This is a genomic window from Starkeya sp. ORNL1 (genome assembly GCF_012971745.1).
Lineage (GTDB): Bacteria > Pseudomonadota > Alphaproteobacteria > Rhizobiales > Xanthobacteraceae > Ancylobacter.
The window spans coordinates 1,660,101-1,685,713 of sequence record NZ_CP048834.1 but is presented as its reverse complement, the minus strand read 5'-3'; the positions used below and the strand labels follow the sequence as shown (position 1 = coordinate 1,685,713).

General features: G+C 66.0%; 26 protein-coding genes and 1 pseudogene. 11 read left to right on the top strand and 16 right to left on the bottom strand.

The window, feature by feature from the left end:
• Positions 1–260: 260 nt before the first annotated feature.
• On the bottom strand, positions 261–605 hold the full coding sequence (locus G3545_RS08155; RefSeq protein ID WP_170011508.1) for a hypothetical protein: 345 nt from the start codon (positions 603–605) through the stop codon (positions 261–263).
• Positions 595–1,173 (bottom strand): hypothetical protein, encoded by a 579-nt coding sequence (locus tag G3545_RS08150; protein WP_170011506.1) that lies wholly within the window; start codon positions 1,171–1,173, stop codon positions 595–597. The genes G3545_RS08155 and G3545_RS08150 overlap by 11 nt, the downstream gene beginning before the upstream one ends.
• A 647-nt stretch (positions 1,174–1,820) precedes the next feature.
• Here G3545_RS08150 and G3545_RS08145 point away from each other — a divergent pair.
• Positions 1,821–2,590 (top strand): IS5 family transposase gene (locus G3545_RS08145; RefSeq protein ID WP_170008969.1). Its coding sequence is split into 2 segments (ribosomal slippage): positions 1,821–2,135 and positions 2,138–2,590, totalling 768 coding nucleotides; the frame shifts between segments, so codons are not numbered across the junction.
• On the opposite strand, the gene G3545_RS08140 is transcribed toward G3545_RS08145, so the two are convergent.
• Entirely contained in the window at positions 2,549–3,568 is a 1,020-nt protein-coding gene (locus tag G3545_RS08140; RefSeq protein WP_170011504.1) for a DUF4917 family protein, read from the bottom strand. The two genes, G3545_RS08145 and G3545_RS08140, sit on opposite strands and share 42 nt — an antisense overlap.
• A 74-nt stretch (positions 3,569–3,642) precedes the next feature.
• Entirely contained in the window at positions 3,643–3,894 is a 252-nt protein-coding gene (locus G3545_RS08135) for a hypothetical protein (protein ID WP_170011502.1), read from the bottom strand.
• A 53-nt stretch (positions 3,895–3,947) separates the two neighbouring features.
• Between G3545_RS08135 and G3545_RS08130 the strand changes: the two genes are divergently transcribed.
• Positions 3,948–5,072 (top strand): SH3 domain-containing protein, encoded by a 1,125-nt coding sequence (locus tag G3545_RS08130; RefSeq protein WP_170011500.1) that lies wholly within the window; start codon positions 3,948–3,950, stop codon positions 5,070–5,072.
• A 9-nt stretch (positions 5,073–5,081) separates the two neighbouring features.
• Here the strand turns inward: G3545_RS08130 and G3545_RS08125 are convergent, their stop codons facing one another.
• The 4 genes from G3545_RS08125 to G3545_RS08110 all read right to left on the bottom strand — a co-directional run bounded on the left by G3545_RS08125 (position 5,082) and on the right by G3545_RS08110 (position 8,721).
• Positions 5,082–6,089: a L,D-transpeptidase gene (locus tag G3545_RS08125; protein WP_170011498.1), complete on the bottom strand. Its 1,008-nt coding sequence runs from the start codon at positions 6,087–6,089 to the stop codon at positions 5,082–5,084.
• 146 nt (positions 6,090–6,235) lie between these two features.
• On the bottom strand, positions 6,236–6,442 hold the full coding sequence (locus tag G3545_RS08120) for a hypothetical protein (RefSeq protein ID WP_170011496.1): 207 nt from the start codon (positions 6,440–6,442) through the stop codon (positions 6,236–6,238).
• Between the two features lie 518 nt (positions 6,443–6,960).
• The gene (locus G3545_RS08115; RefSeq protein ID WP_170011494.1) at positions 6,961–8,238 is read right to left on the bottom strand and encodes a hypothetical protein; all 1,278 of its coding nucleotides are present in this window, start codon (positions 8,236–8,238) and stop codon (positions 6,961–6,963) included.
• A 90-nt stretch (positions 8,239–8,328) separates the two neighbouring features.
• On the bottom strand, positions 8,329–8,721 hold the full coding sequence (locus tag G3545_RS08110; RefSeq protein WP_170011492.1) for a DoxX family protein: 393 nt from the start codon (positions 8,719–8,721) through the stop codon (positions 8,329–8,331).
• Positions 8,722–8,939: 218 nt separating this feature from the next.
• On the opposite strand from G3545_RS08110, the gene G3545_RS08105 reads away from it, so the two are divergent.
• Together G3545_RS08105 and G3545_RS08100 are read left to right on the top strand one after the other, a co-directional pair.
• Positions 8,940–9,335, top strand: a complete 396-nt coding sequence (locus G3545_RS08105) for a YciI family protein (protein WP_170011490.1) — start codon at positions 8,940–8,942, stop codon at positions 9,333–9,335.
• A complete protein-coding gene (locus tag G3545_RS08100) occupies positions 9,304–10,671 on the top strand; it encodes an RNA polymerase sigma factor (protein ID WP_170011488.1) in 1,368 nt (455 codons plus the stop codon). The genes G3545_RS08105 and G3545_RS08100 overlap by 32 nt, the downstream gene beginning before the upstream one ends.
• Before the next feature lie 134 nt (positions 10,672–10,805).
• Here G3545_RS08100 and G3545_RS08095 read toward each other — a convergent pair whose 3' ends face one another.
• Complete coding sequence (locus tag G3545_RS08095; RefSeq protein WP_170011486.1) at positions 10,806–11,510, bottom strand: glutathione S-transferase family protein; 705 nt, start codon at positions 11,508–11,510, stop codon at positions 10,806–10,808.
• Between the two features lie 113 nt (positions 11,511–11,623).
• Between G3545_RS08095 and G3545_RS08090 the strand changes: the two genes are divergently transcribed.
• A complete protein-coding gene (locus G3545_RS08090) occupies positions 11,624–11,971 on the top strand; it encodes a helix-turn-helix domain-containing protein (protein WP_170011485.1) in 348 nt (115 codons plus the stop codon).
• Positions 11,972–12,148: 177 nt separating this feature from the next.
• Here G3545_RS08090 and G3545_RS08085 read toward each other — a convergent pair whose 3' ends face one another.
• Complete coding sequence (locus tag G3545_RS08085) at positions 12,149–12,322, bottom strand: hypothetical protein (protein ID WP_170011484.1); 174 nt, start codon at positions 12,320–12,322, stop codon at positions 12,149–12,151.
• 55 nt (positions 12,323–12,377) lie between these two features.
• Positions 12,378–12,794 (bottom strand): organic hydroperoxide resistance protein, encoded by a 417-nt coding sequence (locus tag G3545_RS08080; RefSeq protein WP_170011483.1) that lies wholly within the window; start codon positions 12,792–12,794, stop codon positions 12,378–12,380.
• A 322-nt stretch (positions 12,795–13,116) separates the two neighbouring features.
• On the opposite strand from G3545_RS08080, the pseudogene G3545_RS08075 reads away from it, so the two are divergent.
• A pseudogene (locus G3545_RS08075) lies at positions 13,117–14,214 on the top strand (IS481 family transposase); the annotation flags it as partial.
• Positions 14,215–14,315: 101 nt separating this feature from the next.
• Here G3545_RS08075 and G3545_RS08070 read toward each other — a convergent pair.
• Positions 14,316–16,061 (bottom strand): cytochrome c biogenesis protein DipZ, encoded by a 1,746-nt coding sequence (locus tag G3545_RS08070; protein WP_170011481.1) that lies wholly within the window; start codon positions 16,059–16,061, stop codon positions 14,316–14,318.
• A 248-nt stretch (positions 16,062–16,309) separates the two neighbouring features.
• Between G3545_RS08070 and G3545_RS08065 the strand changes: the two genes are divergently transcribed.
• From G3545_RS08065 to G3545_RS08055, 3 genes are all read left to right on the top strand, one after another.
• The gene (locus tag G3545_RS08065; protein WP_170011480.1) at positions 16,310–17,050 is read left to right on the top strand and encodes a response regulator; all 741 of its coding nucleotides are present in this window, start codon (positions 16,310–16,312) and stop codon (positions 17,048–17,050) included.
• On the top strand, positions 17,047–18,363 hold the full coding sequence (locus G3545_RS08060) for an ATP-binding protein (protein WP_170011479.1): 1,317 nt from the start codon (positions 17,047–17,049) through the stop codon (positions 18,361–18,363). The genes G3545_RS08065 and G3545_RS08060 overlap by 4 nt, the downstream gene beginning before the upstream one ends.
• A gap of 307 nt (positions 18,364–18,670) precedes the next feature.
• Positions 18,671–19,705, top strand: a complete 1,035-nt coding sequence (locus G3545_RS08055) for a murein L,D-transpeptidase family protein (protein ID WP_170011478.1) — start codon at positions 18,671–18,673, stop codon at positions 19,703–19,705.
• 69 nt (positions 19,706–19,774) lie between these two features.
• Here G3545_RS08055 and G3545_RS08050 read toward each other — a convergent pair whose 3' ends face one another.
• The gene (locus G3545_RS08050) at positions 19,775–20,500 is read right to left on the bottom strand and encodes an outer membrane protein (protein ID WP_170011477.1); all 726 of its coding nucleotides are present in this window, start codon (positions 20,498–20,500) and stop codon (positions 19,775–19,777) included.
• Between the two features lie 154 nt (positions 20,501–20,654).
• Here G3545_RS08050 and G3545_RS08045 point away from each other — a divergent pair, with 154 nt between their 5' ends.
• Both G3545_RS08045 and G3545_RS08040 read left to right on the top strand, forming a co-directional pair.
• Complete coding sequence (locus G3545_RS08045; protein ID WP_170011476.1) at positions 20,655–20,885, top strand: acyl carrier protein; 231 nt, start codon at positions 20,655–20,657, stop codon at positions 20,883–20,885.
• Entirely contained in the window at positions 20,882–22,135 is a 1,254-nt protein-coding gene (locus tag G3545_RS08040) for a cytochrome P450 (protein ID WP_170011474.1), read from the top strand. The genes G3545_RS08045 and G3545_RS08040 overlap by 4 nt, the downstream gene beginning before the upstream one ends.
• Here the strand turns inward: G3545_RS08040 and G3545_RS08035 are convergent.
• From G3545_RS08035 to G3545_RS08025, 3 genes are all read right to left on the bottom strand, one after another.
• Positions 22,132–23,787 (bottom strand): AMP-binding protein, encoded by a 1,656-nt coding sequence (locus G3545_RS08035; RefSeq protein ID WP_170011472.1) that lies wholly within the window; start codon positions 23,785–23,787, stop codon positions 22,132–22,134. The genes G3545_RS08040 and G3545_RS08035 overlap by 4 nt on opposite strands.
• On the bottom strand, positions 23,784–24,392 hold the full coding sequence (locus G3545_RS08030; protein WP_170011470.1) for a GNAT family N-acetyltransferase: 609 nt from the start codon (positions 24,390–24,392) through the stop codon (positions 23,784–23,786). Before G3545_RS08030 ends, G3545_RS08035 begins: the two co-directional genes overlap by 4 nt.
• Positions 24,393–24,757: 365 nt before the next feature.
• On the bottom strand, positions 24,758–25,594 hold the full coding sequence (locus tag G3545_RS08025) for an alpha/beta hydrolase (protein WP_170011468.1): 837 nt from the start codon (positions 25,592–25,594) through the stop codon (positions 24,758–24,760).
• Positions 25,595–25,613 lie beyond the last annotated feature (19 nt).

Genomic DNA, 25,613 nt, shown 5'->3' with positions numbered 1-25,613 from the left:
TCGAACACGCGCGACAAAATCGGCAGGTTTCGCACGGCAAACCTTGCTACAGGTCGCGGGTCTGCCACAACAGAGGCCCATGCAATCAAGTAACGGCGCCTTTGTGTGTAAGCCTCCACACTCATCGACCTGTCTACACGCGGTGCAGCCGAGTGAAAGTGTCGACCAAGGTTGATCCCAAAGGCGGCGTTCCCGTCGTAGAGTACGCGCGCTGTTAGCGGTCTCATTCGACGTCGCATGGTCGAGAGCAGGGGAGGTCATTAGCACAGGGTAACCTCTACAACACCGGAGAATTCATGCACTTCCTGCACTATTGCGGTTGCGACACCGCAAGAGTCCTCAACGGCCTGTAGAATTGAAGGCGGAACAGTGCCGCGGGCGACGACGGTTTGGTCATTACTCAACACAAGTGTTTGACCATCGACCTCGGCTATCAACTCCATACCGACCTTCGGAACAAAGCGTCCGACGAGATCAGCAGAAAACGCCGGGCGGTTCTCAATCGGAGTTCGGGTAAAGAGATCCGCCGTCGCTAACTTCGCCCGCTGAAGATCAAGGTGTTTCTCGAAAGTGCGTTTAACCTTTTCAATGAAGTCAACACCCATCGTAAACCCCACCTAATAGTGAGCGATACCGCTTCGCTCGGCCTCGGCTTGTTTCAATGATTAGGCCAGAAGCTGCCAATGCAGCGAGACGGTTGTTCCATGCAGTCTGCTTTACGCCTTCATTCTCACCGAACTCGAGCTGCAATTGCGCCGCATCGGTCTCGCCGCGCTCGCCCACTAACTTAAACGCGAGTTGCTGTTTGCCTTCGAGGCGTCCGAGAAGCTGAATATTGGTTGTTTGGTTGCCGATGTCCAGCTCACACGCCAAAAGTGCACCACCTTGAAGGTCGAGAAGCATCTTTAGCTCCTCGCTGACTTGGACGTTCGCGTTGGCGAGTAGCGGATAATATGTGGGGCGTTGCTGCCGAACGAAGTCCCGGAAGGCGAGCACGCTCTCGCGGAGGAAGCTCGCGGTAGCTATTTCGACGTCGGCAAAATCAAGGAACACCAATTCCGGCACGCTGTGCTCGCGGTTCACTTCGCCAAGAAGTTTGACCAGCACCAAGTGGCCAACGTGCGCGCCAGCGCAAACCGTGTCGCCCGTCAATTTTTGGATCGAAACTCGCATGTCACTAATCTCACGTAGGTTGCGTGAGGATAGTGAGCGATTCAAGCTGTGGCTGTCAATGGTGATTTTGTCGTCGTCGGAGAGTTCTCGGAATTCTTGAGCTAGAACATTTCCCGTTGGCATGGCGACAGCGGCTTGGTGCGGTCGCGGCCACAGTTCGCAATACGGATATTGGTCTCGATATGCGGATTGCGCGGTCGGGCGATATGAACTGAACCAGCTTGGCGCCTCTTACGGGGAGAATTGTCGCTCCGTGGCGTCCGACACCTCCGCTGTCACGGTGCCAGGGTATATGTGGGCGATCAGGGTCTCCAAGCGCGCTGCGTGAAGCAATTGCGCTGGATCGTCACTAGGTTTCATCTCGATGCGGCGCTCGTCATTGTCGTGGACGAATGGGCACTCGTAAGGGCCACCGCAAAGTCCGAGCTTGTATTCTTCTCTTAGTTCGCAGTTGTTGCCATCGAGTTTAAGCGAAGGGTGAGCATTGATAGTCTATCCCCATACCTTGGCGGACTCGGCATCGTAAAAGGTGACCTCAAGAGGGTATCGGTCGCTACGAAGCTGAGCCAACTCTAGGTCACATACCCATAAGGGGATTCCCTGCGGCCCGGTGTTCTGATTCACTGATCTCAGCGTTGGAGGTTGAGATGGCGCGATTTGACCTGACGGATTTCGAGTGGTCGGTGATCGAGCCACTTCTGCCGACGAAGGTGCGCGGGGTTGCACGCGTGGATGACCGTCGCGTTCTGAACGGCATCTTCTGGCGCCTGCGCACCGGGGCGCCATGGGCCGATATCCCTTCGCGCTATGGCCCTCATACGACCTGCGTGAACCGCTTCAACCGGTGGCGCAAGGCCGGCCACTGGGCGCGCATTCTGAAAGCCGTATCAGCTGCTTACGATGGCGATATCCAGATGATCGACGCCTCGTCGATCCGCGTTCACCAGCATGCCGCCAACGGCCAAAAAAAGACGAGCGATCCCGTTGCATGGGTCGCTCGCGCGGCGGCCTGACCACCAAGATCCACGCGCTCGTCGACGCCGAAGGCCGCCCGATCCGCCTGAAGCTCACCGAGGGCCAAGCTCACGACGGGCGCTCGGCCACCGACATGCTGGACGCGGTCGAGCCGGGAAACATCCTTCTCGCCGACAGGGCTTATGACAGCGACGCCTTGCGAGACGAGATGGCTGGGCGCGGCGCATGGGCCAACGTTCGCGCCATGCCCAACAGGGTCAAAACCCTCGCCTTCAGCGCCTGGCTCTACCGCCAACGCAACGCTGTCGAGCGCTTCTTCAACAAACTCAAACACTTCAGGGCCGTCGCCACCCGCTACGACAAGCGAGACGACAATTTCCTCGCCTCAATCCAGCTCGCTTCAATTCGCATCTGGCTGCGAAGTTATGAGTCGGTCACCTAAGGCTCGTCTCATGATTCGCGTATTGTCAAACGCAAGTGGGTCGCCATAGATCCCAACATAGAGATGTGCGAATCGGCCTCGGGCTAAGCGATGAAGTATGTGGTCGTCGTTTTGCGCCAAAGAGTGACCGAAGATAAAAAAGCAATGTTTTATGGTCTCCGCGTTAGCCGTAAGTTGTTTGAATCCTTGATAAAGATAGGCGTTGTGCCTGATCTTGTTCTTTTTCTGTATGTTCGTTCCTTCGGCAACAAATAGCGGAAACGCGTTTGTGGCGATGGCGGCTCGAGCTTGTTGTATTAGAGGTATCCCTTTTCGTACCCATGTATATTTCTTTAGTTCTGATCCTGAGTCAAAAAGATGAAGAGCTCCATGGAGAAAATGGACAGATGCACTATGGGCGCCGACCTCGCCCTGCCAGACAACATAATCTGCTAGTGGGTCTCCCTCAGAATTCCCAAATCCGTCATTCTTGTTAAGTTGAATGGGCCCTTCGAAGGGCTTATCCTCGTGCATAAGCGTCCAGTATAGCAATAGATCATAGTTGAGGCTGAAAACCTGCCCCTGCTGTGGAGCCAAGAAATTCGACAGGAATTTACGACAAGCCCAAAACTTCTCGTCAGGGATGTCGCCAGGGATTGCAGGGTGATTTGCTGCAATGGTTTGAACGAGAATATCTTTTAGTGCTTCAGCGTGTCTAGCCATCATAGCCTGAGGCGCAGCACTGTCAGCTACATAGGCTGGTAGGATTCGCAACGCACCTTCGAGCGCTCTGATTGCTACTTCAAAGTCTTGTGTTTCTAAACCTTTGAAAACAGCCCGGACCTCAGGAACGTCAGAAAAATCCGCTTGGGCGAACAATGATCCGTAGTGAAAAATGTCCGCGCGACAAGCGATGCTGAAGCCGTTGCCAAGCAACAAATGCCGCCTTGTATACCTTGCCGAATCTAGGATTGCGTCCGCGAATGAGATGACCAGCATGTCTCCCCCATACAAAAGAATTCATCAAAGACAGGAGAGAGTCAACTTAGCGGTGTGCCGCTCGCCCCCCTCCCTCAACTCCCCACCTCATTCGTGATAATCACGAAATCCTTCCCCTTCCGCGTGTCCGCGCTTAGCGGCACGTCCACGGTCGCCATCACCGTGCCTGGGTGCATGCGGGCGGTCACGGCGTCGACCACGGCTTGCGTGGTGCGGATGCGCTGGATGGTCACCAGCTCCATCGGCTCCGGAGAGCGCTGGCCATTGTCGTAATAGCCGGCCGGCGCAAGCCGCGCCGCCCACCCGCATACCCCAATTTCAAACATTCGACGGCAACCCTGCCGCGAGCTACCCTCCGCCGGAACGTGAGGAGGACGCCATGCCGCTCGCCTGCCTTGTCCCGCCGGCTCGCATTTTCCCACCTGCGCTGCGGCGTGCGCTCGCGCTTGTTGGCGCGCTCGCCGCCCTTGCGCTTTCGGGCACCCAGCCGCTGCGCGCGGCCGACGAGGTGAGCCGGGTCGAGGTGAAGTTCGCGGCGGGGGCGAGTTCGGCCTCCTATCAGGGCAGCGTGCGCGGCAACAACTCGGTGGAATACCGGCTCGGCGCCCGCGCCGGGCAGACCATGACCGTCACCTTCCGCGCCCGCAATCCGAGCGCCAATTTCAACGTGAACGCGCCCGGCAGCGACATGGCGCTGTTCGTCGGCTCGGTGTCGGGCAGCGATTTCACCGGCGCTCTGCCGGCGGACGGCATTTATGTCGTCCAGGTCTATCTGGTGCGCGCCGCCGCCCGGCGGAACGAGAGCGCCGACTACACCATCGATTTCAGCATCGGCTCCGGCAGCGGGCGCGCGCCGCAGCCGGGCGCGCCGCAGGTCGCCGCCATGCCGCCGCTGCCGAAGACCGATTTTGCCGATGGCTTCGCCGGCGGGCCGGATTTCTGGCAGGTGGCCGGGCTGGTGCCGGGCGATACGCTGAACATCCGCTCCGGTCCCTCGGCGACGGATGCTGTCCTCGTCACGCTGAATGAGGGCGCCGTGGTGCGCAATATGGGCTGCCGGCCCGTTGCCGGCGCGCGCTGGTGCAAGGTGCAGCTCCAGGGCGATGCCAATACGGTCGGCTGGGCCAGCGGGCGCTATCTGCGTGAGGCGGCGGGCGAGGCCGCGCCCAAGGCCAATGCCAAGGCTTCTGACGCCAAGGCGAGTGCCGATGCCAAGGTGGCGGGCACGCAATTCAACGCCACCGGCGAGGTGGATTGCCGCCTGCCGGGCGACAAGGCGGTGCGCGCCTGCCGCTTCGGCGTGACGCGCGCCGGGCAGGGGCGGGCGAGCGTGGAGATCAGCTTTCCCGATGGCTCCAGGCGCACGCTGCGCTTCAGCCACGGCCTCGTCACCACCAGCGACGGCAGCGCGGTGGTGAGCGCCCGCGAGAGCGACAACACCGTGGTGACGGTAAACGGTACCGAGCGCTTCGTGGTGCCGGATGTCGTGGTCGACGGCGATTGAGGCGCGCCGCTAACTCCCCGCGTCGTTCGTGATGATCACGAAATCCTTCCCCGTCCGGGTGTCGGCGCTCAAGGGCACGTCCACGGTCACCATCACCGTGCCGGGGTGCATGCGGGCGGTCATGGCGTCGACCACCGCTTGCGTGGTGCGGATGCGCTGGATCGTCACCAGCTCCATCGGCTCCGGGGAACGCTGGTCATTGTCGTAATAGCCGATGGTCTGCCAGCGCAGCTCCTTGTCGTCGGTGTCGACGCTGGAGAGGATGAACACATGGTTGCCGAGCGGCTTGTCCGGATTGGTGATGGTCACCGCGCCCTCGGCCACCTGCTTGCCGTCGTCGAGGATGATGATGCGCTGGTCGGCGCTCGAAACCATGATCGAGGTTGCCGGGATCTGGTTGGCCGGCACGGGCTTGGCCGCCTGCTTCTTCGCAGCCGCCGCCACGCCGTCGAACGCCTTCGCGGCGTCGGCCGAGAGCACCATGCCGGGATGGATCACCGCGGTCGGGTAGGTGGCGGCATCGGCGATGATCACCGGCGTGCCGATGCGGGTGATGCCGAACAGCTTCTGCGAGAACGCCATCGGCAGCCGCACGCAGCCATGCGAGGCCGGATAGCCCGGCAGGTTGCCGGCATGCAGCGCGACGCCCGACCAGGTCAGCCGGTTCATGTTCGGCATCGGCGCGTTGTTATAGATCGAGGAGTGGTGGTCCTTGTCCTTCTCCAGGATGGTGAACACGCCAGTCGGCGTCTCGTGCCCCTTCTTGCCGGTGGAGCAGGTGGAGACCGCGATGCGCACCCCGTTGCGATAGACATAGACCCGCTGGTCCGGCAGCGAGACCACGATGGCGATCGGTCCGCCCGGCGCGCGCTCCGGGTGCCAGCTGAACTGGCCGGGCTTCAACTGGTCGATCTGCAATTCCTGCGGCTCGGCCTGCGCGCGGCCGATCCCGGCGAGACCGGCGCCGAGCCCGATCACCACCGCGCGCCGCGACAGCGCGCCTCTCGTTCCCGACATCCCCATCCCCCCAAGGCCGGGGGGCTCCGCGGCCGCCCGGTATTCGGGGGAGCATAGGCATAGCTTGCCGCTGGCAACCAGAGCTGGCTGCCAGCGGGCAGGATGACTTTTACGTTTGCGCCTCCGGCCCGCCGGCTCAGGCGCCGCTACCCGCCGCGGCGTGGTCGCTTGCGCGCCCCGTTGCCGGGAGGCACCAGCGCGCCTTGCAGGCGGCTCTCCAGCTCATCGTTCCAATAGAAGCGGCCGAACTCTGCCCGGGCCAGAGCATTGGCAAAGCGCCGCTTGCGCTCGGCTTCGCTCTGCCTGGGGTCGGTGGAAGGTTCGGTTTCGGGATTCTCGTCCTGCCTGGCCATGCCAGCCTCCTCGGCGCGCGGCGCGGGGAGAGGCAGGCACACCTCTCCCGTCGTCGCGGCGAGAGGGGGGACGGGCGGGCCGTCAGTGTCGGAGAGGCAAGGCCATCAGTGGCTCCTTGGACAAGGCGAATATAAGCGAGCCCGCCTGTGGCTGCCAGTGGCATGGGGCCGGAGCCACGTCATCCTGGGAGCCTGACTCGAAAACTCGTCTGCGATACCAGAACCACCTCATCCCTGGCGGTTGGCCCATGGGCCAACCGCGGGGGTGCTCGGGCAGGGCCCGAGCCTCGAAGGATGCTCGTTGGCGGTCACAGGCGCTCTGTTTCAGCATCCTTCGAGGCCGCCTGCGGCGGCACCTCAGGATGAGGTCGTCTATTTTGAGTCAGGCTCTGAGGTGCCTAACGAAGCTGGGCCTCGAAGGATGTTCGCGAGCGAGCGATGTGGCCCGGCTTCAGCATCCTTCGAGGCTCGCTGTCGCTCGCGCCTCAGGATGACGTTGTTGGGTGCGAGCCCGGCACTCAGGACGACGCGGCAATGCTCGGGCTCGCCGGCGGGCCGATGAGCGGCTTCGCCTCGTCCGCGGCCTCGGCGGCCGGCTCGGCGGTTTCGATGATTTCGGGCTTGGCATCCTCGGCCGGCGTCGGCTGGGCGGTTTCGATCACCGCCGGCGCGGCGTCCTCGGCCGGCTTCGGCTCGGGAGCGCTCGCGACGATCTCGGTGGGGGCCGGTGGGCTTTCCGCCACCGCCTCGACCGGCGACGGCTCGGCTGCGGGCGGGCTTTCCGTCGCCCACAGCCGGCGCACCACGCCCAGCTGCGCATAGATCGCGCCGCCCATGGCACCGAGTGCGCCGGCCAGCATCAGCGCTTCGAGCCACCAATTGCGCGTCACTGCCGGCGCGGTCTCGTCTCCCGCGCGCGCCGTCTGCGTCAAGCCATCCACCGCGCCGGTCAGCCGCGTCGCCGCCGCGGCGTTGCGGCCGAGCAATTGCCGGATCTGGCCGTCGAGATCGCGGATCTGGCGCTGCGCCGCGAATACGCCGTCGCTCCCGGTCACCGCCTCGTCGAGGCGGGTCTGCAGCCCCGGCAAGGCGGGCGCCGCCGCGCGGCTGCCGGCCGCGGTCTCGCCGCCGGCCGCATCGGCGATCTCCCCGGCATGGGAAAGCACCACCCCGGCGGCGGCGGCGGGGCCGTCCATACCGGCGCCGTCGGTGGCGGCGAGCGCGGCGAAGATGTCGCCGGTGGCGCCGCGCGCCTCGTCGAGCCAGCGGGCAATCGGCGCGCCGCGCGGCTGGCCGGAGAGCGCCGCTGCCTCCTCGAACACCGTGGCCACTGCCGCCAGCCCTTGCCGGAGCTTCGCCTCGGCCGTGGCCCTGGAGGCGATGGCGGGGGCGAGCCGATCGATGGTCTCGAACAGCTCGGCCGACGAAGCGCGCAGGATTGCGACCGGCTCGCCGGTCCCGAGATGGGCGGCGAGCTCGTCGATCAGCTGCTGCATGTTTTGCTGCTGGGTGCGGACCTGCGGCCCCGACTGACCCCGCGCCGCCGGGTCGACCGCCCCGGCGAACAGGCTCGGCGCCACGCCTTCCAGCGCGGCGCTGCTCTGGCTCAGCCTTTCAGCGATGGCGGCGGTCTGGCCGGCGGCGGCGCGCGCGACATCGCCGCGGATCTGCGTGAAGGCGAGGGCGGCGATGAGGCCGCACGCCAGTATCACCAGGCCGAGCGCCAGTATGGCCGCCGTCAGCGTCGTGCCGCGACGGACCTGCGGCGGCCGGATCTGCGCGCCTTGCTCTGCCATGCCGATGCCCGGCTGCGCCCGCCCGCCCCCGCGGACCCCTGCGCAGAAGCTGGAGCCTAGCAGAAACGCCCGCAACGTGCCGTGCGTTGCTCAGGTGCGGCGTTCGCTCAGCGCGTCGACACTGATGCGCCCGCCGCCGGCGCTGACCAGATAGAGGAAGACGAAGCAGAACAGGATGGCGGCGACGCCGCCATTCAGCGAGGGGAAGAAATCGCGCGGTGCGTGGCCGATGAAATAGGCAAACGCCATCAGCCCGGAGAGCACGAAGGCGACGATGCGGGTCTGCCAGCCCACTAGCAGCAGGAAGCCGAGGGTGAGCTCCAGCACGCCGGCGATCCAGGGCAGCGATCCCATCGGCGGCACCTGCGGCGCCACCGGGAAGCCGAGGATCTTCTGGGTGCCGAAGCTGAACAGCACCAGCGCCGAGACCACGCGAAGCAGGCTCAGCAGATAGGGTTGCAGGGTCGCGATCCGGTCCGTCACCACGCGGTCTCCATGTTTGAACTGGATGCGCAGATAGCATTGCCGGCGGTGCCATGCCTATCGAGACTTACGTTGCGTGATGTCGGCGCCGACAGCGGCGACAGATTGGGCTAGGGTGCCCGGCGAATTTTTTCGTGCCGCCTGTCGATCTGCGGCGGTCCCGTTCGTCGTCCAGATGAGCGACCCCGTCCGGTGCTCTCGAACAGAGGAAACATCACATGCGCTTCATGTTCATCGTCACCTCCGCCGATATGTCTCCGCCGTCGCCCGAGCTGATGGAGGCCATCGGCAAGCTCAGCGAGGAGGAGATCAAGGCCGGCCGCATGGTCGATAGCGGCGGCCTGCTGCCGCTTCCGATGGCCGGCGCGCGGGTCCAGCTTAAGGGTGGCCAGCTCAAGACCATTGACGGGCCCTATGTGGAGGCCAAGGAATTCATCGGCGGCTATGCGGTGTTCGATCTGAAGAACATGGAGGAGGCCGTCGCCTCGGCGCAGGGCTTCATGCAGTTGCACAAGGATCTGATGCCGGGCTGGGAAGGCACCTGCGAGGTGCGCGTGATGGCCGAGAATTGCGCCGACATCCATGAAGAGCTGCAGCGCTCCGCTGTCGCCTGAGGCGCAGCGCGAACCCGACCTGTCGGCGGCGCAGGTGCACGCGCCGCCCGCCGCCGACACTCGGCTTGCCGGCACCCACCGCGCCATCCTCGCGGTGTGGCGCATCGAACAGCCGCGCCTGATCACCCGCCTGGCGCGGATGCTGCGCGACGTGCCGCTGGCCGAAGACCTGACCCAGGAAGCCCTGCTGATCGCACTGGAGCGCTGGCCGCAATCGGGCGTGCCGGAGCACCCCGGCGCGTGGCTGATGGCGACTGCCAAGCACCGCGCGCTCGATCATCTGCGCCGCGGCCAGATGCTGGCGCGCAAGCATGGCGAGGTGGCACGCGAACTGGAGGACGAACAGCAGGCGATGCCGGATTTCGACGCCCCATTGGATGACGATATCGGCGACGAATTGCTGCGGCTCATCTTCACCGCCTGTCACCCGCTGCTCTCCCGCGAGGCCCGCGCCGCTCTCGCGCTGCGCATGATTTGCGGGCTGACCACAGATGAGATCGCCCGCGCCTTCCTGGTGCCGGAGACCACCGTCTCCCAGCGCATCGTGCGCGCCAAGCGCACGCTCGCCGAATCCGGCCTGTCCTACGAGACGCCGCACGGCGAAGAGCTGAAGGCGCGGCTCTCCTCGGTGCTGGAGGTGGTCTATCTCATCTTCAATGAGGGCTACACCGCCGCCAAGGGCGATGACTGGATGCGCCCGCAGCTCTGCAACGAGGCGCTGCGCATGGGCCGCGTGCTCACCAATATCGCCCCGAACGAGCCCGAAGCCCACGGCCTGCTGGCGCTGATGGAGCTGAATGCCTCGCGCACCCGCGCCCGCACCGATGCCACCGGCGAGCCGATCCTGCTGATGGATCAGAACCGCGCGCTGTGGGACCAGCTGCAGATAAGGCGCGGCCTCGCGGCGCTGGCGCGGGCGAAGGCGCTCGGCGGGGCCGGGGGCTTCCATGCGCTGCAGGGCGCCATCATCGCCTGCCATGCGCGGGCGGCGCGCGCCGACGAGACCGACTGGCCGCGCATCGCCGCGCTCTATGCCGAGCTGGCGCACGTGGCGCCGTCGCCGGTGGTCGAGCTCAACCGCGCGGTAGCGGTCGGCATGGCCGAGGGGCCGGCCGCCGGGCTCGCCATCGCCGATCGGCTGCTGAGCGAGCCGGCTTTGGCGCGCTACCATCTGCTTCCGGGCGTGCGCGGCGATCTGCTGTTCCGCCTCGCCCGCTTCGAGCAGGCCCGCGCCGCGTTCGAAGCGGCCGCGCTGCTGGCCGGCAATTGCCGCGAGCGCGAGCTGATGAAGCGCCGGGCGGTGGAGGCGGGGAGCAAGAGCACCCCGTCATCCTAACCCGCCACACCCATCGTCATCCCGGACGGCCGAAGGCCGAGCCGGGATCGCGCGAAGGTGCCGAGCGGGACTTCACGCGATCCCGGCTCTGCGCTTCGCTGCGGCCGGGATGACGACTGTGGTGCGGAGGAAGCTCACTCGGCAAACCGCTCCAGCACCTCCTTGAGCGGCACATGCCCGCGCAACGCGCCATTACCCGCCGGCGTTTCGCCATCCTCGAGCGCGAGGGCGAACTGCACCTCGGGCTCCGCCTCGATCCGCCGGCGCAGCGCGGCGAGCTTCGGATAGGCGTCGCCATCCACCGCCTGGTGGAACTCGGCCCAGCGGGCGACGCCGATCAGCGTGGTATCGGCGAGCGTCAGCCGGTCGCCGATGAGGAAGGCACTGTCGCCGATCATCGCCTCCAGCTTCTCATGGCGGTCCGTCACCGCCTTGCGGCCATAAGCGCGCAGCACCTCGAGCGTCGCCGGCGCGGCGTCTTCCATCTCGAACGCGACCCAGAGCGGGGAGAAGGCGTTGGTGAAGCCGGTATTCACGAAGCCGATCAGCTGGTGCATGCGGTCGGCCTGCGGGCTGCCGGGCGCGAAGCTGATGCGCCGCTCGTTATCGCGCGCCTCCAGCCACAGCGCGATCGCCATGGTCTCGGTCAGCACCCGACCGTCCTCGGTGATGAGCACCGGCGTCTCCTGCCGGCCACTGAGGCGGGCAAAGGCGTCGTTCTTCATCTCGCTCAGCATGTCGACGCGGGTGAGGCGGTAGGGCTGGCCAAGGCGCTCGAACGCCGCGACGAGCCCCATCGAACTTCCCGACGGGAAGCCGTATATCAGGATAGGTTCCATGCTCTCTCTGCCTGATGAGGGGGATCGCTGCGCAGCGAGGCTGGAATCTAGGGATCGATGGTCCCATGTAAATTACGCACTAATCTGTAACCAGAACAAACCTGGCCAAGTTCATGAAAGATCTCGTCTCCCGCTGCCCGATCGAAGAGGCCATGCAGGTGCTGAGCGGGCGCTGGCCGAGCTTGCTGCTGTATTATCTGAAGGACGGCACCAAGCGCTTCGGCGATCTGCGTCGCGACAACCCGACGGTTTCGCACCGCATGCTGGCGCTGGAACTGCGCAAGCTGGAAGACGCCGGCATCGTCCGCCGCACCGCTTATCCCGGCTACCCGCTGCGGGTCGATTACGACCTGACGCCGGCCGGGCTGAAGCTGGTGCCGCTGATCGACGCGCTGGGGGATTGGTGGGAAGCGACGGAAGCCGATCGCCGCGGTGCTCCGGGCATGCGCCCGGCGGCGTGAGGGGGCTGCTCTAAAGAACCACCTCAGCCTGAGGTGCCGCGAAGCGGCCTTGAAGGATGCCCATCCCCGATGGCCGTCTTCTGCTTCAGCATCCTTCGAGGCCCGGCTGACGCCGGGCACCTCAGGATGAGGGCGTACTGGTTAGGGAGAGGCTGTGGCAACTTCTCTCCCACGATCTCAAAACCAGCCGGGGAAGGAGTCTTCCCAGCCGTGATCATTGTGATGGGTATCGGCCGGCGCGAGCTGGGCGAGCACCGCGCTCACCGCCGCGGTCTCGCGCGGATCGGTGTCCCAGGCGCAGGGTGACAGCAGCACGGCGAGGCCGACCAGACATTTGATGGCGAACTGCATGGTGTAGCTCCCGATTGCGGCCCGCCCATCGGGATGCGCGGGCCGGGGTGACGGCTCAGACCAGATTGATGACGACGTCGATATTGCCGCGCGTCGCCTTGGAGTACGGGCAGGTCTGGTGGGCAGCGTTCACCAGCTCCTGGGCGACATCGTGCTCGAGGCCCGGCAGGCTGACATTGAGCCGCGCCTGCAGGAAATAGGCGCCGTCGGTGGTACCGAGATCGACTTCGGCATCGACCGCATGGCCGGCGGGCAGCGCGATCTTGGCCTTGGCGGCGGCAAGCCCGATCGCGCCGATGAAGCAGGCCGACCAGCCGGCGGCGAACAGCTGCTCGGGATTGGTGCCGGCGCCCGACGAGCCGGGCGAGGACAGCTTGATGTCCAGCCGGTTGTCGGAGCTGCGCGCGGCGCCGTCCCGCCCGCCGGTGGTGTGGGTCTTGCCGGTGTAGAGCACCTTTTCGATCTTGGTCATTGCATTTGTCCTTGGGGTTTCGAGGGCCGTCGGCCGCTCAGCCAATGACCGCATCAGGCGCCCGCGGCGTATCCCGCATGTGTTCGGATCGGCCGCGAAATGTAAGCGCGTGTAGGTGAGGCGAGGGCGGATACAGAGCGATACAAAGGGGCAGAGCCGGCCCCTCAACTCGTCATCCCCGGGCTTGTCCCGGGGAACTCGGCCGCTGACGCTCTGTCGGGAATCGAGATCCCCGGCACCAGTGTTTGTTCTGGATACATGGCTGACAGGTGTTCGGAGACATGCCTGACACTTTTGGGGCTTTTGGCCCTGGGAGGTCGGGATGGTCTGGCGGGAGGCATCTGTGGCGGATCAGCGGCGGGAGTTCTGTTTGCTGGCGAGCCTTGAGGGGGCAAACGTCTCGGCGCTGTGCGCGGGCTTCGGGATCAGCCGGCAGACCGGCTATGTGTGGCTGCGCCGCTACCGCGCCGGCGAGGCGCTGACGGAGCGCTCGCGGCGCCCGCATGCGAGCCCGCGGCGTAGCGCGGCGGATCTGGAGGCCCGGATCCTGGCGCTGCGCGATGCCCATCCGGCGTGGGGCGCGCGCAAGCTGGCGCGGCTGCTGGAGGACGCGGCGGCCCCCTCGACGGTGCATGCGGTGCTGGCCCGCCATGACCGGATCGCGCCGGCCGCGCGCCGGACGCAGGCCTATGGCCGGTTCGAGCGGGCGACGCCGAACGAGCTGTGGCAGATGGATTTCAAGGGGCGGGTGCAACTCGCCTGCGGCACGTGGTGCCATACGCTGACGGTGATCGACGATCATTCGCGCTACGCCGTGGTGCTGGAGGCGTGCGCCGACGAACAGACCGCCACGGTGCGCGCCCGGCTGGAGCCGGCGCTGCGCCGCCACGGCCTGCCGCAGGCCATCTATGTCGACAATGGCGCGCCTTGGGGCGGCGGCCGCCCGGGGCAGTGGACGCCGCTGCGGGTCTGGCTGCTCAAGCTCGGCATCCGCACCATTCCGGCCCGTCCCCACCACCCGCAGGGCCGCGGCAAGAACGAGCGCTTCCACCGCAGCCTTGCCGACGAGGTGTTCGACCTCGCCATCCTGCGCGGCCTCGATCAGGCCCAGGCCGCGCTCGAAGCCTGGCGCGAGGACTACAACCATGTCCGCCCGCACCAGGGGATCGGCCTCGCCGTGCCGGCCAGCCGCTACCGACCCTCGCCGCGGCCCTTCCCGGAGCGCCTGCCCACACCGCACTATGACAGCGCCGAGATCGTCCGCCGGGTCGGCACCACCAAGGCCTATGTCGGCTTCAACAACCGGCTCTGGAAGGTGCCCAAGGCGTTCCGCGGCGAACTCCTCGCCATCCGCCCGCACAAGCGCGACGGCCTTTATGCCGTCTGCTTCGGCGCCACCAGAATCACAACCATCGACCTCAAAAAGCCCCCACACGACCCGCCCTGACTGTCAGGCATGTCTCCGAACACCTGTCAGGGGTGTCTCCGGTCTTTACAACCAGGCCGGGGATGACGTCGTACTCACCCGAACGTAAACGCGAATGCCTCCACGCCCGGCGCGAGGAAGCGCACCTCGAAGGTGCGCTCCTCGACCGGGCCGGCCTGCCGCACCAGCTGGTAGAGCCGGGTTTCCTTCACCGTGCCATTGCCCTGCGCGTCGGTGTCGGTGCCGTGGTCGACGCCCGGCGGCTGGCCGTCGACCGTCACCTGGAACGGCACCGGCCGCCCGGCCGCGCCGGGTCCGAGCACGAGATGCAGGTCGCGGGCGCGGAAGCGGTAGACGATGCCTCCGCCCGGCTGGTTGAGGCTGGCCTGCTCAGGCCCCACGGTCCAGTTGCCGGTGAGCGCCCACTGGTTCAGCGCCGGCGCGCCCGCCGTATAGTCGCGCGCGCCGGCCTTCAGCCCCTCGGGCGAGGCGAAGCGCCTCGCCTGCTCATAGCCGACATAGGTCTCGGGCGAGGCGAGGGCGCCGAGATCGGGCGCCGCCTCGGCGCCGGTGGCAGTGGGTGCCACGACGGCGCCCTCGGCCTTGCGGCTGCCGGCCTCCCTCAGGAGGTCCTGGATCACCTTTTCCGAGCGGTCATAATCGCCTTCGCCGAACTGGTGATGGCGGATACGGCCTTCGGCATCGATGAAGTACAGCGCCGGCCAGTAACTGTTCTGGAAGGCGCGCCAGACCTTGTAGTCATTGTCGATGGCGACCGGATAGTCGATCTTCAGATTGCCGAGCGCCGCCTTCACATTGTCGAGCTTCTTCTCGAAGGCGAATTCCGGCGTGTGCACGCCGATCACCACCAGCCCCTGGTCCTTGTACTTCTCCGCCCAGGCGCGGACATAAGGCAAGGTGCGGATGCAGTTGATGCAGGAATAGGTCCAGAAATCCACCAGCACGACCTTGCCGCGCAGCGCTTGCGTGCTCAGCGGCGCCGAATTCAGCCAACCGCCGGCACCGTCGAGCGAGGGGAACTGTCCCTCCACCGGCAGGCGGCTGCGATAGGGCGCGTCGGCCCCGATCGGCACCGCGCCGTTGCTGGCGACCATGCTGGGCGCGGCGGGGCTGGTGGCGTCGATCAAGGCCTGTTCGATCCGGCTGGTGGTGGGGCCGGACAGCCGCGCCAGCAGGCCGGTATCGGCACCGAGGCCGATCACCGCGACCGCAGCGAGCACGGCGACGCCGAGCCCGCGGCGCAGCCATTCACCCGCGCCGAGCGAGCGCTTCATCGCGGCGAACACCCGCCCGCCGATCAGGAGCGCCAGCGCCAGCGAGGTCGCCGCGCCGCCGGCATAGGCGAGCAGCAGTGCGGTGGTGCCGGCATTGGCGCCATTGAGCGCGGCGCCGGTCAGCACCAGCCCGAGGATCGGCCCGGCGCACGGCGCCCAGAGCAGGCCGATGGCGACGCCGAGCAGCAGCGAGCCGCCAACGCCCGGCGAGGTGCCCGCAGCCTCCGAGAGCCGGTTGCCGAGCGCGACGACCGGCTGGGTGAGCCGTTCCGCGATGGCCGGGAAAAGCAGCGTCGCGCCGAACACCGCAAGCAGCACCAGAGCGAGGCTCCGCCCGATCTCATTGGCATGCACCGCCCAGCCGCCGCCGACCGCGGCCAGCGTGGCGACGGCGGCGAAGGTGAGCGCCATGCCCGCCAGCATCGGCAGCGTGCTCTTGAAGAAGGGCTGTCCTGCGCGGGCGAAGACGAAGGGGAGAACCGGCAGGATGCAGGGGCTGAGAATTGTCAGCACCCCGCCAATATAGGCAACGACCAGCAGGGTCATCATCGTGTCCTTGCGAGGATGATGCGCCTCGGCGCAGCGGCTGAAGCACCAGCCGTCCACCGCATCTGGTGGCCGCCACTTATCCCGCATGTGTCCGGGGAAGCCTCGCCGGCGGGCATTTTGTAAGCCAGTGTATCCGGCCACTTCGCGCGTACAGTGGCTTACAACTCTGCTTCGGCCGGTCTTGCCAGCCTCATCGGGAATGGTGCTAGAGCTTTCCGGCACGCAAGAGGTGAAGGCACTGCACGATGGATCACATCGACCACATCCTCGTCGTCGATGACGACCGTGAGATCCGCGATCTGGTCTCCTCCTATCTCAGGAAGAACGGCCTGCGCGTCGACGTGGCGCCGGACGGCCGGCGCATGCGCGCCTTCTTGGAGGCCAACACCGTGGATCTTATCGTGCTTGATTTGATGATGCCGGGCGATGACGGCCTGGTGCTGTGCCGCGAACTGCGCGCCGGCAAGCACAAGGCGACGCCGGTGATCATGCTCACCGCTCGCGGCGACGAGACCGACCGCATCATCGGCCTGGAAATGGGTGCCGATGATTATCTCGCCAAGCCCTTCGCCGCGCGCGAATTGCTGGCGCGCATCAAGTCGGTGCTGCGCCGCGCCCGCATGCTGCCGCCCAATCTGCGCGTCACCGAGGCGGCGCCCATCCTCTCCTTCGGCGAATGGAAGCTCGATACCGTCGGTCGCAACCTGCTGGACAAGGACGGCACCACCATCGCGCTGAGCGGCGCCGAATATCGGCTGCTGCGGGTGTTCGTCGATCATCCCCAGCGCGTGCTGAGCCGCGACCAGCTCCTGAACCTCACACAGGGCCGCGAGGCGGAGCTGTTCGACCGCTCGATCGACCTGCTGGTCAGCCGGCTGCGCCAGCGCCTCAATGAGGATGCCCGCGAGCCGGCCTATATCAAGACCGTGCGCAGTGAAGGCTATGTCTTCGCCATGCCGGTCGACATCTCGGAGCCGCGCCCGTGAGCACGCCGCTCGCGCTGCGCGATCTCCATCTGTGGCCGCGCTCGCTCGCCGCCCGGCTGTTCGTCATCCTGCTCGCCGGCGTCATCATCGCCCATGCGCTGTCGTTCGGGGTGATCTTCCTCGAGCGCTACGTGACTGCCCGGCAGGTGATGCTCGGCACGCTGGAGAATGATGTCGCGACCTCCGTCGCCATTCTCGACCGGCTGCCGGCAGATGAGCGTCCGGCCTGGGTGCCGCAACTCGACCGCGGCGCCTACTCGTTCATGCTCGGCGCCGGCCAGCCCGGCGTGCCGGAGCTCAGCGCGCGTGGCGCCGACATCGCCGCCCGCATCCGCGACGCCATAGGTGGGCGCTTCCCGGTGACGGTGGAAGCCATCCCCGGCGAGGGCCAGCGGCTGCAGGCCCATCTCACGCTGCATGACGGCAGCCCGCTGACCATCGACGTCAATCCTGCGCCGATGCCGCTGGCGGAATGGCTGCCCTATGCGCTCATCGCGCAATTGCTGCTGCTGGTCGCCTGCTGCTGGCTCGCGGTGCGCCAGGCGATCCGCCCGCTGGCGGACCTCGCCCAGGCCGCCGACGCGCTCGATCCCAACCGCACGGCGCCGCGCCTGAGCGAAGCCGGGCCGAGCGAGGTGGCCCGCGCCGCCGGCGCCTTCAACGCCATGCGCGAGCGCATCGCGCAGTATCTGGAGGAGCGGGTGCAGATCCTCGCCGCCATCTCCCACGACCTGCAGACCCCGATCACCCGCATGAAGCTGCGCGCCGAGATGGCGGACGAGTCGGTGGAGAAGGACAAGCTGATGCAGGATCTCGATGAGATCGAGCGGCTGGTGAAGGAGGGCGTCGCCTATGCCCGCACCGCCCATGGCGATGCTGAGGCCGCGACGCGCATCGATATCGGCTCCTTCATCGAGAGCCTGGCTTATGACTATCAGGACACCGGCAAAGATGTGACGGTGACAGCGAGCGCCGCCGGCACCGTGACGGTGCGCCCCCACGCGCTGCGCCGCATCCTCACCAACCTCGTCGACAACGCGCTGAAGTTCGGCGGTGCTGCTGAGCTCAGCGTCGCGCGCGAAGGGGAGGGGGTGCGGATAAGCGTGCTGGATCGCGGCCCGGGGATCCCCGAGGACCAGCTGGAAGCGGTGATGCAGCCCTTCTTCCGCCTGGAGCACAGCCGCAGCCGCAATACCGGCGGCACCGGCTTGGGCTTGGCCATCGCCCAGCAACTGGCGCAGGCGACCGGCGGCTCACTCAAGCTGCGCAACCGCGAGGGCGGCGGGCTGGTGGCGGAAGTGCGGATCGGCTGAGGGCCACGTCATCCTGAGGTGCGAGCGCAGCGAGCCTCGAAGGATGTTGAAGCAGAGGAACGTCATCTGGGACGAGCATCCTTCGAGGCCCGGCTTCGCCGGGCACCTCAGGATGACGTGGCTCTATAGGTCGGCGGCGCCGCGAACGGCACCACCCTGTGGTTAACGGAACCTTCTGTAAATCATGATGATACTTCGCAGCTGCGCGGGGGCCGCGCGGGCTCATCCCTGCCAGATTCGCAGGCGATGAAGGGCGGCTGCACCGTCGCCTTGCCGATGTTCGGACCCGACCTGTTGCGAGTTGCCCATGAGTACCAGCGCCCGTACCCGTTTCCGCCTGGCCGTGCTGTTCGGCCTCTCCTTGCTCGTCGCAGGCTGCGTCGGCGTCGCGGTCGACGATCGTGCTTCGCAGCCCATACCGGCCCGGCTGGTCAAGGACATGGCGGCGCGCGGCATGACGCCGGCCGATCCGATCATGATCCGCATCTACAAGAAGGAGAGCGAGCTGGAGGTGTGGAAGCGCAACCGCTCCGGCCGCTATGCGCTGCTCAAGACCTATCCGATGTGCCGCTGGTCCGGCAGGCTCGGGCCCAAGACCCAGGAGGGCGACCGGCAGGCGCCCGAGGGCTTCTACAGCGTGACGCCGGGGCTGATGAACCCGAACTCGCAATTCTACCTCGCCTTCAATCTGGGCTATCCCAATAATCTGGAACGCGCGCTCGGCTATCACGGCGCGGCGCTGATGGTGCATGGCGCCTGCACCTCGTCCGGTTGCTATGCGATGACCGATGACGGCATCGCCGAGGTCTATGCGGTGGCGCGCGATGCGCTGGCGGCGGGGCAGCCGGCCTTCCAGGTGCAGGCGCTGCCGTTCCGCATGACGCCACGCAATTTCGCGCTGAATCGCAATGATCCGAACATGCCGTTCTGGCGCAATCTCAAGGAAGGCACCGACGTTTTCGCGGTGACGCGGCAGCCGCCGAACGTGTCGGCCTGCGGCGGGCGCTATCGCTTCACCTCGGCCGCGGACCCGGCGTTTCCGAACGAGGATCCGCTGGCGCCGTGCCTTCAGGAGCCGACCGATCCGCAGGTCGCCGAATTGGTGGCGCAGCGCGAGGCGCAGGACGAGCAGACCATCGGCCGGCTGTCGCAGACCACCCCGGCGGTTTCCCCGGTCTATATGGATGGCGGCATGCATCCGAGCTACCGCGCGATCCTGCGCAGCTCCGGCCCGGCCAAGCTGGCGACGCTCACCTCCGGCAAGGTGCCGGTGAGCCGCCCCGATGCCGCATTGGCCGACCCGTACTCGCAGGGCGACACCGACGACGACGGCGGCGAGTGAAGGCTGGAGCGAAGTCCCGACATGAAAAAGGGGCCGCGCGACGCGGCCCCTTCCATAAATGCTTCAAGCTCAGAACTTGTAGTTGATGCCGGCCTTGAGCGTGTGGAACTTGAAGTCGGTCTCCTGGCTAAGGTTAAAAAAGTCCGGCGTAAAGTCATCCACGCGGAACGTGCCAAGATCGACGTAAAGATATTCCGCCTTTATGCTCCAATTCGGAGCGAAGGCCCATTCGACACCGCCGCCGGCTGTCCAGCCCCAGCGGGTATCGCTGTAGGAATAATCACCCGGCGACGACCAGTTATTGTCGAATATCTTCACCTTGCCATAGGCGGCGCCGCCGGTGCCATAGACAAGAAGCGTGTCGAACGCGTAGCCGAGCCGGCCGCGAAGGGTGCCGAACCAGTCGACTTCGGAGCCGTAGCTGTAATGACCGCCGTCACCATCGCCGCTCGTCGTGGCGTCGATATCGCTCCATTCGAAATCCGCCTCGAGGCCGACGACGACATTGTTCGAGAACTGATAATTATAGCCGATCTGGCCGCCGCCAATGAATCCGCCCGCGCTGTGCGACCAGGATTGCGAGTCCACCAGGTTGCCGTCGCTGTACTTGCCCTGCCAGGTGTCGAAGTCGCCCCAGCCGCCGCCGGCATTGGCGCCGAGATAGAAGCCGGTCCAGCTATAGGCCGGAACAATGGCAATGGGTGGTGCCTTGACCGGGTAGCTCAGATCGGCGGCGAACGCCGACGAGGTGGCCACGGTCAGGCCGAAAACGGTGCAGAGCAGAAACTTCTTCATGGCGGCCCCCAGACATGCATGCCACCAAAGGTTACTCTCTGCCATCGCCGCGAGACAGTGTTGAAAAGCCACACTATAGGAGTTATCTCGTTGGAATATAAAACGAAGGTAGCCCAGGTTCCATGACCCATCGTCATCCACGTGTTGCAGCCTGATGAGTGAGTTACAGGCCGCAAAGGCAGTGCTATCGCGGGCGCTTTTCATCCCCGAAGCGATGATCGGCGACGACGCGGACATAAGCGCGGTCAAGCCGATGGACAGTCTGGCTTTCGAGTCGCTGGTGCTGGAGATAGAGCGGCACCTCGGCGTGGAGTTCGACGTGGTGCGTCTGATCGGCGTGAAGTCGGTGCGCGACCTAGCGGCGGTGCTGGAAAAGGCGGGATGAGCGAGGCCAGCGACTTCTGCACCTTGCTGTACCGGCTTGCGCAGGAGCGAAGCGGCGAAGACGTGGCGCTCGTGATGTCCGGTTATCCTGTGCTGATCGTGCAGGACATCGATTCGGCGCAGCGCGTGCTGCGGACCAATGCCGGAAACTACGCCAAGAACATGCTGCGCTACACCCAGGCCCTCGGCCCCTCGCGGATCACCGAGAATGGCGAGGCCTGGCAAATCCGGCAGCGGCTCTCCCAGGCGTATTTGGCGAAATTCGACCGGCAGGGCACGTTCGAACGCTGTATCCGGCATGGTGCGGCGACCATCGAAAAGCTTAGTGCGCGCTCCGATGCGGGCGAGCCGACACTGCCCGACGACCTGTTCCGGGAGATGGCGGCCGGCGTGATGGTGGAGACCTTCTTCGGACGCACGCTCGAGGAGAGCGGCGTCGATGTCGCCGACATCGCCCGCATGATCGCGTTCGGCTCCGAATATGCCTTCATGCCGGACCAGGGGCCAGCCGCGCTCGATCCGGACCGGTTGCGCAGCTTTCTGGAGGTCCGGGCGAAGGTTCTGGCGTCCCTCGCCTCATTCCGCACCGGCGATGTGGAGGAAGGCAGCCTGTTGTCGCGGATCCGCGAATTGAGCGCGGTTCCGGACAATGGCTTCGTGCTGGAGCACGAGGTGACGCTGTTCTTCGCCGCCGGGGCAGAGACGACGGCCGCCTCCATGGGCTGGGCCTGCTATCTCCTGGCGCGAAACCCGGAGCTCCAGGAAAGGCTGGGGCGCGCCGCCGATCGGTTCTGGAACGGTAGCGTGACCAACTGGGAACAGCTCTCTGATGTCTCGGACTTCGAGAGATTTCTCGACGCCGTGCTCCGCATCTTCCCGGCGGCGCCGATGGTCGGGCGCAAGGCTCTCGGCGACGACACGCTGGGCGGGCACCAAATCCGGCGGGATGACCAGGTCCTCGTCTCCATAGTCGGCGTTCAGCATGGCGCCCAATCCCGTTCCGACCCTTGGGCGGTGGACATCGATGCGACGGATGCCGGGGCCGCCAATGTCGGGCACTCATTCACCTTCAGCGTGGGGCCGCGGGTCTGTGCGGGCGCGCGCTTTGCCGTCATCGAAATGATGTCGTTCCTTGCGGTGTTCCTGCGGGACGCCCGCTTCGAGCTGACATCAACGGCCCCGCCGCGTTTTCGCTGGCAAAGCCAGCTGCTGCACGAGGGCGGCCAGCCTGTGAAGGTGGTTCGGCGCTAATCGGCCGAGGGAACGCGTCCGAATTCGCCGCCCAGATATTTCAGCCGGGCCGCCTGCCGGGAGAGCTTGCCCGATGAGGTGAACGGCAGGCTGCGGGGCGGTACTGTGACGACCTCGCAGACCACGCCGGCCGCCTCGCTGACGGCGACGCGGACCCGCTGGCAGAGCGTCTCGGCCGCGTCGTCCGGCATCCCGGACTGCACGAGGACGACGAGCCGGTCGTCGCCGGCTCCGTCGCTCACGCCAAAGGCCGCGGTATCGCCGGCCTTGAGGGGAGGGATCCGCTCCGCGGTCCACTCGATGTCTTCCGGCCATATATTGCGGCCGCGGAAATGCAGCACGTCCCTGGCCCGCCCGGTGACGACGAGCTTGCCCTCGACCAGATAGCCGAGGTCGCCGGTGTCGAGGAAGCCGTCAGGGCCGAGCGGCGAGCCGTCGGTGGACGGACGGACGTAACCGTCCATGATGCTGGGTCCGCGCACCAGGATGCGGCCGACCTCTCCGCCCGGCATCGGCGCGCCGTCCGGCGCGGCAATGATGAGTTCATGGCCCGATATCACCCGGCCGCACACCACGAAGCGCCGCGCACTTTCGCCGGGCTGAGCGGCGTCCGAAGACGGATCGTGGGTCTCCAGCCGGTCGGCGAACGCGACCGCCAGCGTCGCTTCAGCAAGACCATAGCTCGGGCGGAAGGCGGCGGCGTCGAAGCCCTTGGCGCTCAGCGCGGCCGCAAACGCCTCCAGATCGTCCAGCCGGATCATGTCGCCGCCGACGCCGGCGATCCGCAATCGCGACAAGTCGATGGCGTCCGCCGGTGCCGCGCGTTGCGCGGCCAGCCGGTAGCCGAAGGTCGGGGCAGCGGTGATGGTCGAGCCGAGACGCGACATCAGCTCGATCCACAGGCCGGGTCGGCGCGCGAACGAGGACGGCGCGATGTAGTCGACCGGGCATTGGCCGAACAGCGCAGCCAGCGAGAGGCTCACAAGGCCCATATCGTGATAAAAAGGCAGCCACGAGAAGGCCCGGTCCTCCTGCGTGAGCTGCACTCCATCGTTCAGTATCGCCGCCACATTGGCGCGCAGCGCCGCCTGCCGCACGGGCACGCCCTTGGGCGCGGCGGTCGATCCGGAGGAAAACTGGATATAGGCGAGGTCGTCCGGACCGCTCGGCGTCATGGGCATGTTCGCGCCGCCGATGCGAAGCTGATCGAAGCTCAGCGCCAAGGCGCCAATGCCTTCCGCAGCCTCACGTGCAACGCCTTCGAGCGCGGCCGGCGCGCAAATCGCGCGGGCATCCGCGGCCCGCATCAGGCTGCCGATCCGCGCGCAATAGGCGTCGCGTCCGCCGATGAAGGTCATGAAGGGCAGGGGGCAGGGCACCAGCCCGGCATACTGGCAGCCATGGAAGGCGCTGAGGAAATCCGGGCCGGTCTCGGCGATCACGGCGACGCGGTCCCCGCGTGCGAGACCGCTGGACAACAGCGCCCGTCCCGCCGTGAGCGCGGCTTCGCGCAGCGCCGCGTAGCTCATGCTCGAGGCCAGTTCGCCGCGCGACGAGAAGAATCCGAGGCCGGCATCGCCGCCGGCGGCGGCATCCAATGCCTCGGCGATTGTCCGGAACTCCGCCCCGAGCCGCCCGTTGCCCCGGCTCATCTGGCGGCAGCGGGCCGGTCTTTGAGCGCAGCGAATGACAGCACGTCGGTGCGCTCCCCATTCGGCGTCAGAAGTTCGCCGATCAGGCGGCCCTCGAAGAAGAAACGCTTCGAATTCATGAAGCCGAACAGGATGCGCCGATTGGTGGGGATGATCCGTGCCACCACCTTCTCGATGCCCCGTGTCTTGAACAGGCAATCCAGCAGTGCCGGGGTCGTCTCCGACAAAACGTTCTTCCCCCAATAGTCCCGATCGCCGATCCCGACCGAGATATGCGCGGTGCGATGGGTGAGGTTGACCTCGAGTATGTAGAAGCCGATCAGCGCCCCGCCCGCCTTGGCGAAAATGCCGATCAGATAGCGCTTGCGATTGTCGAACGAGAGGATGAAGGCCTGCTGTTTCTCGATCGGCCAGTCCCGCGCCGGAATGTTCAGCCCCCACATCATGTCCGGATCCGCGAGCCATGCGGAGAGCTTCTCGCTGGCGTCGTGCGGGCGCAGGCTTCGGATGTGGAAGCCCTGAGTTTCCAGGATAACGGGCGAGGCCGCCTGAATTGGCTGCTGAGGCGGAGGAACAGGGCGTCCCGTCTTGGATGCAGGCTTCATTCGGCGACGTTCCCAGTGGCCGGACGAATGCCGCCGGCCTGTTCCTAGCGCACTTCAGGGCCTGACCAAAAACTCCAACTGGCCCTCATCCCCGGACTTGATCCGGGGATCCAGCCCATCCGCATGCACCCGGCCGAAGTCTGGATCCCCGGGTCAAGCCCGGGGATGAGGGTGGAAAGGTAGCTCTTTCAACGGATAAGTCGAAGTTCGAGTCAGGCTCTCATGACGTGATGGAATGGCCGCTGATGATAGGCGTTCCCCTGGGCATAGGCTACTCGGCGGGATCGGCCTCGGGACTGCAACCCGTAGCCCTCCCGTCGATCGAGCAGCGATCGACGGGAGGGCCAGCCATATAGCCTTGTGGCTCAATCCTTGACGAAGGCGAGCAGGTCGGGATTGAGGACGTCGGCATGGATGGTCAGCATGCCGTGCGGATAGCCCGGATAGACCCGGAGCGTGCCGTTCTTCACCAGCTTGACGCTGAGGCGGCCGGCATCGTCTATCGGCACCACCTGGTCGTCGTCGCCATGCAGCACGAGAACGGGTACGGTGATGGCCTTGAGGTCTTCGGTCTGGTCGGTCTCGGAGAAGGCCTTGATGCCGTCATAGTGCGCCTTGGCGCCGCCGATCATGCCCTGGCGCCACCAATTCTGGATCACGCCCGGTATGGCTTTCGCGCCCGCACGGTTGAAGCCGTAGAACGGGCCGGAGGCGACGTCGAGATAGAACTGCGCACGGTTGGCGGCGAGCGCGCTGCGGAACTCGTCGAACACCGCGATCGGCGTGCCGCCGGGATTCTTCTCGGACTTGACCATGATCGGGGGAACCGAACTGACCAGCACCGCCTTGGCGACGCGGCCCTGCGGCTGGCCGAACTTGGCGACATAGCGGGCGACTTCGCCGCCGCCCGTCGAATGGCCGATATGGACGGCGTTCTTCAGGTCGAGGTGCTCGTACACGGCGGACGCGTCGGCCGCGTAATGGTCCATGTCGTGGCCTTCCCATACCTGGGCGGAGCGGCCATGGCCGCGCCGGTCATGGGCGACGACGCGGTAGCCCTTCTCCAGGAAGAACATCATCTGGGCGTCCCAGTCATCGGACGAGAGCGGCCAGCCATGATGGAAGACGATCGGCTGCGCGTTCTTCGGACCCCAGTCCTTGTAGAAGATTTCGACGCCGTCCTTGGTGGTGACGTAGGCCATTTTATTGCTCCTTGTGCTG

Excerpts from the sequence above, each read along its gene's own strand:
- G3545_RS08085 (WP_170011484.1), bottom strand. The coding sequence starts at position 12,322 with ATGCAGTTCGCCATCAAATGTCTGGTCGGCCTCGCCGTGCTGCTGTCA.
- G3545_RS08090 (WP_170011485.1), top strand. The coding sequence starts at position 11,624 with ATGAAAGATCTCGTCTCCCGCTGCCCGATCGAAGAGGCCATGCAGGTG.
- G3545_RS08100 (WP_170011488.1), top strand. The coding sequence starts at position 9,304 with ATGAAGAGCTGCAGCGCTCCGCTGTCGCCTGAGGCGCAGCGCGAACCC.
- G3545_RS08105 (WP_170011490.1), top strand. The coding sequence starts at position 8,940 with ATGCGCTTCATGTTCATCGTCACCTCCGCCGATATGTCTCCGCCGTCG.
- G3545_RS08070 (WP_170011481.1), bottom strand. The coding sequence starts at position 16,061 with ATGACCCTGCTGGTCGTTGCCTATATTGGCGGGGTGCTGACAATTCTC.
- G3545_RS08125 (WP_170011498.1), bottom strand. The coding sequence starts at position 6,089 with ATGTCGGGAACGAGAGGCGCGCTGTCGCGGCGCGCGGTGGTGATCGGG.
- G3545_RS08055 (WP_170011478.1), top strand. The coding sequence starts at position 18,671 with ATGAGTACCAGCGCCCGTACCCGTTTCCGCCTGGCCGTGCTGTTCGGC.
- G3545_RS08030 (WP_170011470.1), bottom strand. The coding sequence starts at position 24,392 with ATGAAGCCTGCATCCAAGACGGGACGCCCTGTTCCTCCGCCTCAGCAG.
- G3545_RS08155 (WP_170011508.1), bottom strand. The coding sequence starts at position 605 with ATGGGTGTTGACTTCATTGAAAAGGTTAAACGCACTTTCGAGAAACAC.
- G3545_RS08135 (WP_170011502.1), bottom strand. The coding sequence starts at position 3,894 with ATGTTTGAAATTGGGGTATGCGGGTGGGCGGCGCGGCTTGCGCCGGCC.
- G3545_RS08095 (WP_170011486.1), bottom strand. The coding sequence starts at position 11,510 with ATGGAACCTATCCTGATATACGGCTTCCCGTCGGGAAGTTCGATGGGG.
- G3545_RS08035 (WP_170011472.1), bottom strand. The coding sequence starts at position 23,787 with ATGAGCCGGGGCAACGGGCGGCTCGGGGCGGAGTTCCGGACAATCGCC.
- G3545_RS08050 (WP_170011477.1), bottom strand. The coding sequence starts at position 20,500 with ATGAAGAAGTTTCTGCTCTGCACCGTTTTCGGCCTGACCGTGGCCACC.
- G3545_RS08040 (WP_170011474.1), top strand. The coding sequence starts at position 20,882 with ATGAGCGAGGCCAGCGACTTCTGCACCTTGCTGTACCGGCTTGCGCAG.
- G3545_RS08120 (WP_170011496.1), bottom strand. The coding sequence starts at position 6,442 with ATGGCCAGGCAGGACGAGAATCCCGAAACCGAACCTTCCACCGACCCC.
- G3545_RS08080 (WP_170011483.1), bottom strand. The coding sequence starts at position 12,794 with ATGACCAAGATCGAAAAGGTGCTCTACACCGGCAAGACCCACACCACC.
- G3545_RS08045 (WP_170011476.1), top strand. The coding sequence starts at position 20,655 with ATGAGTGAGTTACAGGCCGCAAAGGCAGTGCTATCGCGGGCGCTTTTC.
- G3545_RS08150 (WP_170011506.1), bottom strand. The coding sequence starts at position 1,173 with ATGCGAGTTTCGATCCAAAAATTGACGGGCGACACGGTTTGCGCTGGC.
- G3545_RS08065 (WP_170011480.1), top strand. The coding sequence starts at position 16,310 with ATGGATCACATCGACCACATCCTCGTCGTCGATGACGACCGTGAGATC.
- G3545_RS08025 (WP_170011468.1), bottom strand. The coding sequence starts at position 25,594 with ATGGCCTACGTCACCACCAAGGACGGCGTCGAAATCTTCTACAAGGAC.
- G3545_RS08140 (WP_170011504.1), bottom strand. The coding sequence starts at position 3,568 with ATGCTGGTCATCTCATTCGCGGACGCAATCCTAGATTCGGCAAGGTAT.
- G3545_RS08130 (WP_170011500.1), top strand. The coding sequence starts at position 3,948 with ATGCCGCTCGCCTGCCTTGTCCCGCCGGCTCGCATTTTCCCACCTGCG.
- G3545_RS08115 (WP_170011494.1), bottom strand. The coding sequence starts at position 8,238 with ATGGCAGAGCAAGGCGCGCAGATCCGGCCGCCGCAGGTCCGTCGCGGC.